Below are 10062 nucleotides of genomic sequence, written 5' to 3' on the forward strand. Positions count from 1 at the left end.
GCCGCTCGTGATCCGACAACACCAGCTCGGCCAGCCTCGGCCCAGGACGTCCCATGCACTGACCAACGACGGATCAAGGACTCAGGACACTAGCGGCCGGGCCCGTGCACCGGAAACACGGCGAGCCGCGGCCCGGGGCGGGTGGCTCCGCCGAGGGCCGGCGGTCGTGCCGACAGGCCGCAACTCCGGGCGACCGCACTGGCCGTGCCGTGGCGTCAGGTCCCTTGAGCCGCTGCCGGGGTGGCCGCGATCTCCCGGACGAACAGCACGGCGTCGGTCAGTGCGACGGTGGCCGGGTCGAGGGCGAAGGACGTCGGGTCGGCGGTGATCCGGGGCGGGGTGCCCGGAGGAAGGGCGGCCGCCAGCAGGGCCGGGTCGACCACGGCCCGGGCGTGCGGCTGCTCGGCGGCGAGCAGGCCCTCCAGGGTGTCCGGGGCGGCGATGTCGTGCCCGCGGGTGCCGAAGGTCGAGGCCGCGAAGGCGTAGCGGGGCCCCAGGCGCTCGGCCAGCAGCGCGCCGGTGCCCCACCAGGCCAGTTGTCCGTCGCCGAAGGGCACCACGCTCTTCTCGCGCTGGAGGTGGCGGTTGTGGGCGAAGAGCAGGGTCGGGCCCCGGTCGGCCTCGCGCTCCACCACGGCCCGGGCGTTGTCGGCCATCATCAGGTCGCGCAGGCCCATGATCGTGCTCATCCGGCCGGGCCCGTCGTCGGCCAGCGCGGAGTGGTAGCGCAGCAGCCCGCGGGCCGTGCGGGCGTACAGCCCGGCTCGCCAGAGCCGGTCCGGCGAGGTGGCGGCGGCCAGCAGGGGCGCCTCGGCAGCGAGCAGGGTGCTGAGGTCGTCGGCGGCCAGGCGCAGTCGGGCGGCTTCCGGGGTGCGGCCGACCGAGGCCGACGGATCGGTCAGCGCCGCGGGGTCGGACCATCGCTCCTCCGGGCCCAGCAGATCCACCAACTCCGCTCGGTTCCACTGCGGTTCGAGGTGCTCGGCGAGCAGGTCGTACAGCGCGAGCAGGGCTGGGCCGGGGCCCTGGGCGCCGGTGATCTCCAGAGGGGCGTCGACGCCGTGGAAGCGGAGGCGCTGATCAGGCGGGTGCGCGGTGTTCCAGGCCCGCATCCACTGCAGGAGCTCACGGTTGGCGGTGAGCGCGCCGAAGCCGTGGCTGATGCCGTGTTCGAGTGCGTGGTCCAGGCTGCCGGTGCCGTCGGCCAGGAAGGCGTCGGCGACGGAGGCGGACAGGGCGTCGCTCTCGAGTGCGACGGAGCGGTAGCCGTGGTGCTCGACCAGGTGGCGGAAGAGGTCGTTGCGCAGGTCCAGGAAGACCTCGACGTTGTGGGTGGGCTCGCCGAGGCCGAGCAGGCGGACGTCGGGCGGGAGGAGGGCGGCGAGCGCGGCGCCGTCGAACGGCCGGGAGGCCTGGTGGATCACTGAGGTCATTCGGGCACGCTATCCGTCCGTGCCGGTACGCACCATTGGTTAAACCCACTGGTACGGCGCTTCTGACGGTCCGTCCGTCCGCGTGTGCGCGGTCGCGTTGCCCGGCCCGGTGTCGGCTGGCAGGCTTGGTGGTCCGTGGTCGTCGGGGCGCGGCGAGCCACCGTGACGGCAGGGGGAGACGTGATGCTCGAGGCGGCGGGAAGCGTTCTGGCGGTGTTCGCGCACCCGGACGACGAGTCGCTGGCGGCCGGTGGCGTGCTGGCCGAGCGGGCCGTTGCCGGGGCGCGGACGGGGGTGGTGACCGCGACCTGGGCGGCGGGCACCGGGCGCGCGGCGGAGCTGGCGGAGGCGGTCGGCATCCTGGGGGCGGGGGAGCCGCGGCTGCTCGGGTACGCGGATGCGAAGGTGGCGGAGTCGGCGCCGGGGGCGGCGCGTTGGTGCGACGTGCCGCTGGACGAGGCGGTGGGGCGGTTGGTGGCGCACATCCGGGAGTTCCGGCCGGAGGTGGTGCTCACCCACGACGCGTACGGCGGTCTCACGGGCCACCCCGACCACCGCCGGACCCACCAGGTCACCCTGCTCGCCGCCGAAGCCGCCGGCCTCGGCCTGCTCCACCCCGAGGCCGGGCCCGCCTGGCGGCCGGCCGCCGTCTACGCGGCCACCCACCCGGAGTCCGTGGCGCGGGAGTTGGGCGGGCGGCTGGTGAGGCCGGGCCGGGCGGCGTACGCGATGCCGGACGAGCTGGTGGGGGTGGCCGTGGACGTCCGGCCGTGGGTGCGGACCAAGCTCTGCGCGATCTTCGCCCACCGCAGCGAGGTCGAACGCGGCGCCCTGCCCGGCCGGTTGGCCGCGATGAGCGCCGACGAGCGGGAGGCGCTGACCGGGACCGAGTGGTACGTCCGCCACCAGGTGGGCCCGGTCGGGGGGTGACACGGCGTCAGGGGCGGCGGTGGGAAAACCCCGTACGGCGACCGGGCGCTCGTCTAGGCTGTCGATTCGGACACCAACCAACGACCGCAGGAGGAACAGGCCATGAGTGAGCCGGAGTTCGTCAGCGCGCCCGCCCTGATCCTCCGGTCCCTCACCGGTGAACCGGACCGCGTGGTGCTCACCACCGCCGACGGCGTCGGGATCACCGCGGGCGAGTACGTCGCGGCGACCCACCGGCTGGCCCACGAGCTGATCGCCCGGGGCGCCGGTCGCGGCACGACCGTGTCCCTGCTCACCGGCAACACCCCCGAGGCGCTCAGCGCCCGGCACGCGGCCGGGGTCGCCGGCGCGCGGGTGGTCAACCTCTACGACGGCATGAGCGCCGAGGTGCTGGCCGAGATCGTCACCAGCGTCGACACCGCCGTCCTCCTGGTGGACGCCGAACGGTACGCGGACGCACCGGAGTTGCTCGCCCTGGTCGACGTGCCGACCGTCCTGTCCCTGGGTCCGGCCCCGAAGGCGGAGGGGGAGGCGATCGGCGAGGACGTGATCGCGGCCGCCGCCGGCCGGCCCGACGGGCCCCCGGCGGTGGCGGTCGGCCCGGACGACCACCTGGGCATCCGGCACACCGGCGGCACCACCGGCGTCCCCAAGGGCATCCTCAGCCTGCACGGCCCCTACCGCCGGGCCTTCGACGTCCCGTTCGGCCCCGCCGACGGGCGCCGCCCGCGCTTCCTGGCCGCCACCTCGCTCGCCCACCTCGCCGGTGTGCTCAGCGATCTGACGCTCCACCACGGCGGCGAGGTGATCCTCCAGCGCTCCTTCGACCCCGGTGAGGTCCTGGCCGCCGTCGAACGCGAGCGCATCACCGACCTCTGGGTCCTGCCCCCGCTGCTCCACCGCCTGCTGGACCATCCCGCGATCGGCCGCACCGACCTCTCCAGCCTGCACCGCGTCAGCTACGGCGGCAGCGTCGCCTCACCGACCCGCGTGCGCGAGGCCATCGGGGTGTTCGGGCCGATCCTGACCAGCGGCTACGGGATGTCGGAGGCGATGAACATCGCCGTCCTCGAGGCCCACGACCACGACCGGGTCGGCCCCGACGGCCGGATCCCGGTCGGGCGCCCGCTGCCCGGGGTGCAGGTGGTGGTCCGCGACGAGACCGGCACCGAGCTGCCGGCCGGGGCGGTCGGCGAGATCCACGTGCGCTCCTACGGCCTGATGGCCGGGTACTGGAAGCGGCCCGACCTCACCGCCCAGGTGCTGCGCGACGGTTGGCTGCACACCGGTGACATCGGCTACCTCGACCAGGACGGCTACCTCTACCTGACCGACCGCCAGTCGGACAAGATCATCGTGGTCGGCGGCCATGTCCACCCGTCCGAGGTCGAGGACCTGCTGCTCACCCACCCTGCCGTCGCCCAGGTCGCGGTGCTCGGCGTCCGCGACGCCCACCAGGCCGAACACGTCCACGCCGTGGTCGTCGCCGCCCCGGGCCGGCAGCCCGAACTCGAGGAGCTCCGTACCTACGTCACCACCCACAAGGGCCGCATCTACGCCCCGGAGGCCCTCCACCTGGTCCCCGAACTCCCGCTCACCCCGGTCGGCAAGCCCGACAAGAAGCGCCTGCGCGCCCTCCTCGCCGACTGACCACCGGCCCCACGGCCGGGACCGTGCCCGCGCACCGCCGTGGGGGCGCCGGACTGACCCTCGCACCAGTGGTGTTCATCCGTCGGGACGGGCCCGGTCGAGGCGCCGGGCCGCGGCCTGGCGGACCTCCGGGGTCTCCAACGGGTCGTCACGGAGCTGTTCCAGGCGCTCCCGTACGGCCGGCCGGTCCGGCGCTCCGGCGACGGCGAGCAGGCGGGCGTCGGCCTCGCAGTCCCAGAGCGACTCGGTGCAGGCCTCCTCCAGTCCCTCGGGGTCGATCGCGGCCAGGGCCCGCAGGTAGTCCGCGCGCTCGTACGAGTGCGGGGTGTTCAGCCAGTACCGGCGCAGGACGGGCACGGCTTCGGCGGCGGCGGGGCCGAAACGGGCCAGGCCCGTCGCGAGCGTCTTGGGGCCGCACCAGTTCCGCTGCCGGTACTCGGCGGTGAGGTGCGCGGCCAGCACCGGGAGGTCGACGTCCTCACCGTGCTCGGCCAGCACCTCCAGCCCGATCCAGGCCAACCAGTGGCGCTCGTCCGTCACCCAGGTGCGGGCCGCGGGCAGGGCGAGGGCGCCGCAGCGGCGGACGGCGGCGACCAGGAACGGGGCCGGGAAGGGCCCGTACGAGCTGCCCAGCGAAGGCACCAGGGGGAGCAGCCCCGGTTCGGGGGCCCGGTGGGAGAGCAGCCGCAAGGCCGGGCCCTTCTCGCCCTCGGGCGCGGAGGGGTCGGCGAGCAGCGCCAGCAGCCGGGCGCTCGACGGCATCACCTCGACGGAGCTCAGGCGGCGCGAGGGATGTGGCGTGCCGTCAGGTGCGAACAGGAAGCGCATGGTCTCCCGGGCGTCCTCGTCCTCCCGAAGCTCCTCGTCGCCGTCGAGCCTCGCCTGCGCGACCTCGGCCAGGTCCCGCCACCACTCGTCCGGCCAGCGGTCCGCGACCGACTCCAGGACGTCCAGCCAGTGCGGCCCCGTCCGGACGTGCTCCCGCAGCACCTCCCGGGCCTGCACCGAGCCCGTCAGCGCCAGCAACTCCAGTACCTCGGTGGCCCGTTCGCACGCCCCGCGGTCGGCGGACAGCAGCTCGACCACCGGCCCCAGCGGCAGCCCGAGGTCGCGGAACAGCCGCGCCAGGTACACACCCCGCTGGTCGACCGAGTCCCACCGCCAGTAGCGGCGGACGCTGTCGAGGACCGGCTCGGCCGCCGCCACGGGGTCGCGGGCCGCCAGGATCGCGCCCAGACCACGGCCGCGTTGGAGCAGGCCCTCCAGGGTGTCGGCCCGCGCGTACCTGGGCCCGTCGTCCGCTGACATCTCGCTCATCGGCGCGCATCCTGCCCGAGACGGCGCGCCGTTGTCACCGGGATTACCGGTGACGTCCTGGATGGAATGAAGCCTCCGTGTTCCGTGTTGTGGACCGACGACTCCGCACCCGCGTCTGACGACCCCTCTGGAGGCATTCGCATGAAGGTTCGCAATTCGCTTCGCTCGTTGAAGAGCAAGCCGGGCGCCCAGATCGTGCGCCGTCGTGGCAAGGTCTACGTGATCAACCGGAAGGACCCGCGCTACAAGGGCCGCCAAGGCTGATCCCCGTCCGACCTCGGCGACCGTCCGGTCCCTGCGGGGCAGCTGCGGGGCGGTTGCCGGTCAGTCGTGGGGCCGCCTGTGGCGCCGCGCCTGGGCCTGGCACGATCGTCGGTGCACGCGGACAGGCCCGTCCGGGTGCACCGACCACCACCTCGGAGAGCCATGACCAGCGCCGCCGCCCCCGGCCCCGCCGCCCCCATACCCGAGCGGGCCGCCGCACAGCGCCGCGTGCTGCGGGTGCTGGTCGCCTCGCAGATCCTCAGCGGAGCCGGTCTCGCGGCGGGGATCACCGTCGGCGCGCTGCTGGCCCAGGAGATGCTCGGCTCCACCGGCCTGGCCGGCCTGCCCAGCGCCCTCTTCACCGGGGGATCCGCGCTCACCGCCGTCGCGGTCGGCCGCATCTCGCAGACCGGGGGCCGGCGGCCGGGCCTGGCCGGTGGCTACCTGGTCGGCGCGCTGGGCTCCGCCGGGGTGATCGTCGCGGCGGTCCTCGACCAGCCCGTGCTCCTCTTCCTCGCGCTCTTCGTCTACGGCGCGGGCAGTGCCACCAACCTTCAGGCCCGCTACGCCGGAGCCGACCTCGCCGCCCCGGACCGCCGCGCCCGCGCCGTCTCCACCGTCCTGGTCGCCACCACCCTCGGCGGCGTGGCCGGGCCCAACCTGGCCGAACCCACCGGACGGTTCGCCGAGGCGCTCGGCATCCCCGCCCTGGCCGGGCCGTTCCTGCTGTCGGGGACCGCGTACCTGCTGGCGGCGACCGTCCTCGCGGTCTTCCTCAAGCCCGATCCGCTGCTGCTGGCGCGGGAGGCGGCCGCGGCGCAGCCCGCTGACGGAGCGTCGGAGCCTGGGCGGGCGGAGGGCCCCGAGGGCGTGGCCGGCGGCTCGGGCGGGCTGCTGCTGGGCGTGCTGGTGATGGTGGTGACCCAGCTGGTGATGGTCGCCGTCATGACGATGACCCCCGTCCACATGCACGACCACGGCCACGGCACCGCCGCCTCCGGCCTGGTGATCGCCGTCCACATCGGCGCGATGTACCTGCCCTCCCCGCTGACCGGCTGGCTGGTGGACCGCTACGGGCGGATGCCGCTCGCCCTCGCCTCCGGCGCCACCCTGCTGGCCGCCGGACTGCTCGCCGCCACCGCCCCCGCCGACTCCGTCGGCCTGCTGGCCCTCGCCCTGGCGCTGCTCGGCATCGGCTGGAACTTCGGCCTCGTCACCGGCACCACGATCATCACCGACACCGTCCCGCTCGCCACCCGCGCCCGCACCCAGGGCATGGTGGACGTCACCATCGCCCTGGCCGGCGCCACCGGCGGCATCACCTCCGGCCTGATGGTCTCCGCCACCAGCTACCCCGCACTCGCCCTCACCGGTGGCGTCCTCTCCCTGGCGATCCTGCCCGCCGTCGCCCTCTCCGCGAGGAGTCGGTGAACGTCGGGCCGATGAACGGCGCGGCGGTGAGCGGCGCGGCGCCGTCCGGCCGGGTCCTGGTCGTGGACACCGCGCCGCCTGACGAGGCGTGGGCCGAACTGGCGGCCTTCGAGGCGATGGGCCTGCTGCCGACCGTCAACCTCCGCCGCGTCACCTACCCCGCGCTGCGCACCCGGATCGCCGCGCGCTGGCCCGTCGTCGACTTCGACGGCTTCGACGCCGACCAACTCGCCGTCCACCTGGAGGACGGCGGCCGGGGCCACCAGGCCCTCAAGTGCCGGGCCGGCATCCCGCTCACCCGGACCGTCCTCTCCCGTGCCACCGCACCGGGGCTGCGGCGCAGCCTGACCGTGGCAGGGCGCGCGGCCAGCGGCTCCGAGACCTTCGACCACGCGGCGGCCCGAGAGGTCGGCGTCACCCTCCTGACCACCCCCGGTGCCAACGCCGCCGCCGTCGCCGAACTCACGCTCGCGCTCGCCCTCGACGCCCTGCGCGGCGTCTCGCGCCGCTCGGCCGCCCTGCACGGCGGCGACTGGGCGGGCGCGGTGGCCGGCCTGCCGGTCGGCGGCCTCGCGGGTGCGCGCTTCGGCCTGGTCGGCAGTGGGGCCGTCGCCCGGCGGGTGGCCGGGTTGGCGGCGGCCTTCGGGGCCGAGGTGCTGGTGCACGGCTCGCCCCGGTTCACCCCCGAACGGGCGGATGGGTGGCCGGGGCGGCGGGTCGGCTCGCTGGCAGAGCTCCTGACGGAGTGTGAGGTGGTCTCGGTGCACGTCCCGGCCACGGCGGAGACCGCGGGTCTGCTCGGGGAGGCGGAGCTGCGCCTGATGCGCCCCGGGTCGGTGCTGGTGAACACGGCGCGGGCGAGCGTCGTCGACGAGGCGGCCCTGGACCGGGTCCTGCGCGATCCGTCGGCCGGTCTGGCCGCGGCCGGTGTCGACGTCTTCGAACGGGAGGGCGTGGCAGCTCACGAGTCCGCGCTCGCCGGGAACCCGTTCTGCACGCTCTCGCCGCACGCGGCGGGGATGACGCGGTCCGCGATGCGGGACGCCTCCCGGCGGTTGCTCGCCGCGTTCGCGGAGTTCCTGAACCCGACTGAACTCCGCTTGCCGAACTGAACTTCAGCAGTGGGCAGTTCGGGGCCGCGGCGCTGCGGGAATCCTTCGGTGAGGACGTCAACGGGGGGCGCATGGGGGAGACGGCGAGTGCCAAGGGCACCGAGGGGGACGTCGGCCGGCTCGGCGTGACGATGGCCTGGGGCGGGGCGGCGGGTGTGGTCGCGGGGGCCTGGCTGTCGTTGCGGTTCGGCGCCCCGGTCTTCGGCTGGTGCCTGGCGGGTGGCCACGGGGCCGCCTTCCTGCTCCTGACGACGGACCGGGTCGTGCGGCGGTGGGGGTGGTGGCCGGCGGTGGTGTTCGGCTTCTTCTGGACCTTCTGGTGGCCCGGGAGGCTCGTGGTCGAGGCGGTCGTCCGGGCACTCGGCGCGTTGTTCGGCGCGTTGCTGAAAGGGTTCTGACGGTGTCGGCGGGCCAGGCCGGTGGCGAGGACCGGCACGAGGAGCACTCCGACGCGGTGTGGGACGGCGGGAAGCACATCCAGTACGCGCACCTGGGGCTGGTGTTGGTGGCCACGGTCTCGCTGGGCACGTGGTGGGCCGGGTACCGGGCGTTCACGTCGTGGTTCCTGGTCGCGCACCTCCCGATCGCGGTGCTGACGATCGTGCGCGGCATCCGGCGGCACCGCGGCCCGCGCGAGATCGCGCGCCGCACCTACTTCTTCACCTTCGGTATCTGGTTCCTGTTGCTGGACTCGCTCTGACCCTCCGTCAGGACGGATGAGCAAGCGCCGCCCGGGGCCGGTGGTGGCATCGGAGCATGAAGATTCGCCGCATCACCCGGTCCGAAGCCGTCCGCGCCGCCGCGCACCTCCTCGACAGTGCGCCGCTGCCCGAGGCGACCGCCTCGATGGAGGCTATTCGGACGGGAGTTGCTCCCGCTCGTGCCCGCTCCGTTCGTCGACTGAGGTCCTGGCCTGCCTGCGGTAGGCGCCGGGCGGGGTGCCGAAGTGGCGTTTGAAGGCCTTGGCGAAGGCGAACTCCGAGGTGTAGCCGGTGCGTTGGGCGATCGTGCCGAGGGAGGACGGGGACCGCTGGAGCAGGCGGGCGGCGGTGGCCATCCGCCAGGTGGTCAGGTAGGTGAGCGGGGGTTCGCCGACGACCGAGGTGAAGCGGCGGGCGAACGCGGCGCGGGACAGGCCGGCGCGGGTGCCCAGGGACTCGACGGTCCAGGGGTGGCCGGGGTCGTCGTGGATGGCCTTGAGGGCGGGGGCGACCGCCGGGTCGGTGAGGGCGGCGGCCCAGCCACGGGTGCGGTCCTTCGGGAGATCGGCGTACCAGGACCGCAGGACGTACAGGAGCAGCAGATCGACCAGGGCCGTGACGACCGCGTCCGAGCCCGGCTGCGGTGCGTGGAACTCGGCGCACAGCTGGTCGACCGCCGAGCGCAGCACCGGGTGGCGGCCGGGGACGGCGGGGAGGTGGATGACCTCGGGCAGGTCGCCGAAGAGGGGGTGCGGGCGGTCGACGTCGATCGCGTACGCGCCGCAGACCAGGACGGTGCGCGGCCCCGGGCCGTCCACGGTGAGCCGGCCGATCGGTGAGGAGCGGTCCACGCGCTCCGGTACGAAGTCCACCGGTCCGCGGCCCGGCAGGTCGCAGAGGACGTGCCCGCTGCCGCGCTGGAGGAAGACGATGTCGCCGGGGCCGAGCGCGACCGGCCGTCCGTCCGGGGGCAGGAGGTGGCAGTGGCCCTCGACGACCACGTGGAAACCGGCCCCGGAGATGGGCCGGAACCTCAGGGCCCACGGGGCGTGCGCGTCGGTGCGGGTCACCATCGGGCGTCCCGTGCGCAGGACTTCGAGGGTGTCGCTCAGGATGTCCACGGCGGCGTTCTAGTGTCCTGAGTCCTTGATCCGTCGTTGGTCAGTGCATGGGACGTCCTGGGCCGAGGCTGGCCGAGCTGGTGTTGTCGGATCACGAGCGGCA

General features: G+C 74.7%; 10 protein-coding genes. 7 read left to right on the forward strand and 3 right to left on the reverse strand.

Annotated elements, in window-relative coordinates; all coding sequences use genetic code 11:
• Positions 1 to 215: 215 nt before the first annotated feature.
• A complete protein-coding gene (locus ACWCYY_RS40220) occupies positions 216 to 1433 on the reverse strand; it encodes an erythromycin esterase family protein (protein ID WP_449798905.1) in 1218 nt (405 codons plus the stop codon).
• A gap of 183 nt (positions 1434 to 1616) precedes the next feature.
• Here ACWCYY_RS40220 and ACWCYY_RS40225 point away from each other — a divergent pair, with 183 nt between their 5' ends.
• Together ACWCYY_RS40225 and ACWCYY_RS40230 are read left to right on the forward strand one after the other, a co-directional pair.
• The gene (locus tag ACWCYY_RS40225) at positions 1617 to 2363 is read left to right on the forward strand and encodes a PIG-L deacetylase family protein (RefSeq protein ID WP_345288214.1); all 747 of its coding nucleotides are present in this window, start codon (positions 1617 to 1619) and stop codon (positions 2361 to 2363) included.
• 102 nt (positions 2364 to 2465) lie between these two features.
• Positions 2466 to 4013: an AMP-binding protein gene (locus ACWCYY_RS40230; protein WP_449798906.1), complete on the forward strand. Its 1548-nt coding sequence runs from the start codon at positions 2466 to 2468 to the stop codon at positions 4011 to 4013.
• A 75-nt stretch (positions 4014 to 4088) separates the two neighbouring features.
• Here the strand turns inward: ACWCYY_RS40230 and ACWCYY_RS40235 are convergent, their stop codons facing one another.
• Entirely contained in the window at positions 4089 to 5330 is a 1242-nt protein-coding gene (locus ACWCYY_RS40235) for a hypothetical protein (protein WP_449798907.1), read from the reverse strand.
• Positions 5331 to 5471: 141 nt separating this feature from the next.
• Here ACWCYY_RS40235 and ykgO point away from each other — a divergent pair, with 141 nt between their 5' ends.
• From ykgO to ACWCYY_RS40260, 5 genes are all read left to right on the forward strand, one after another.
• The gene (gene ykgO, locus ACWCYY_RS40240) at positions 5472 to 5594 is read left to right on the forward strand and encodes a type B 50S ribosomal protein L36 (RefSeq protein ID WP_380149692.1); all 123 of its coding nucleotides are present in this window, start codon (positions 5472 to 5474) and stop codon (positions 5592 to 5594) included.
• A gap of 162 nt (positions 5595 to 5756) precedes the next feature.
• Positions 5757 to 7025 carry an MFS transporter gene (locus tag ACWCYY_RS40245; RefSeq protein ID WP_449798908.1) on the forward strand — a complete coding sequence of 423 codons (1269 nt, stop codon included), beginning with the start codon at positions 5757 to 5759 and terminating at the stop codon, positions 7023 to 7025.
• Positions 7022 to 8137, forward strand: a complete 1116-nt coding sequence (locus ACWCYY_RS40250; RefSeq protein ID WP_449798909.1) for an NAD(P)-dependent oxidoreductase — start codon at positions 7022 to 7024, stop codon at positions 8135 to 8137. Before ACWCYY_RS40245 ends, ACWCYY_RS40250 begins: the two co-directional genes overlap by 4 nt.
• A 71-nt stretch (positions 8138 to 8208) precedes the next feature.
• Positions 8209 to 8535, forward strand: a complete 327-nt coding sequence (locus ACWCYY_RS40255) for a hypothetical protein (RefSeq protein WP_380149695.1) — start codon at positions 8209 to 8211, stop codon at positions 8533 to 8535.
• A 2-nt stretch (positions 8536 to 8537) separates the two neighbouring features.
• Positions 8538 to 8837: a hypothetical protein gene (locus ACWCYY_RS40260; RefSeq protein ID WP_449798910.1), complete on the forward strand. Its 300-nt coding sequence runs from the start codon at positions 8538 to 8540 to the stop codon at positions 8835 to 8837.
• Between the two features lie 153 nt (positions 8838 to 8990).
• On the opposite strand, the gene ACWCYY_RS40265 is transcribed toward ACWCYY_RS40260, so the two are convergent.
• Positions 8991 to 9959 carry an AraC family transcriptional regulator gene (locus tag ACWCYY_RS40265; protein ID WP_449798911.1) on the reverse strand — a complete coding sequence of 323 codons (969 nt, stop codon included), beginning with the start codon at positions 9957 to 9959 and terminating at the stop codon, positions 8991 to 8993.
• Positions 9960 to 10062: the final 103 nt, after the last annotated feature.

Source organism: Kitasatospora sp. NPDC001664 (assembly GCF_053596675.1).

Coding starts and splice junctions, on each gene's coding strand:
- ACWCYY_RS40220 (WP_449798905.1), bottom strand. CDS start 1,433: ATGACCTCAGTGATCCACCAGGCCTCCCGGCCGTTCGACGGCGCCGCG.
- ACWCYY_RS40225 (WP_345288214.1), top strand. CDS start 1,617: ATGCTCGAGGCGGCGGGAAGCGTTCTGGCGGTGTTCGCGCACCCGGAC.
- ACWCYY_RS40230 (WP_449798906.1), top strand. CDS start 2,466: ATGAGTGAGCCGGAGTTCGTCAGCGCGCCCGCCCTGATCCTCCGGTCC.
- ACWCYY_RS40235 (WP_449798907.1), bottom strand. CDS start 5,330: ATGAGCGAGATGTCAGCGGACGACGGGCCCAGGTACGCGCGGGCCGAC.
- ykgO (WP_380149692.1), top strand. CDS start 5,472: ATGAAGGTTCGCAATTCGCTTCGCTCGTTGAAGAGCAAGCCGGGCGCC.
- ACWCYY_RS40245 (WP_449798908.1), top strand. CDS start 5,757: ATGACCAGCGCCGCCGCCCCCGGCCCCGCCGCCCCCATACCCGAGCGG.
- ACWCYY_RS40255 (WP_380149695.1), top strand. CDS start 8,209: ATGGGGGAGACGGCGAGTGCCAAGGGCACCGAGGGGGACGTCGGCCGG.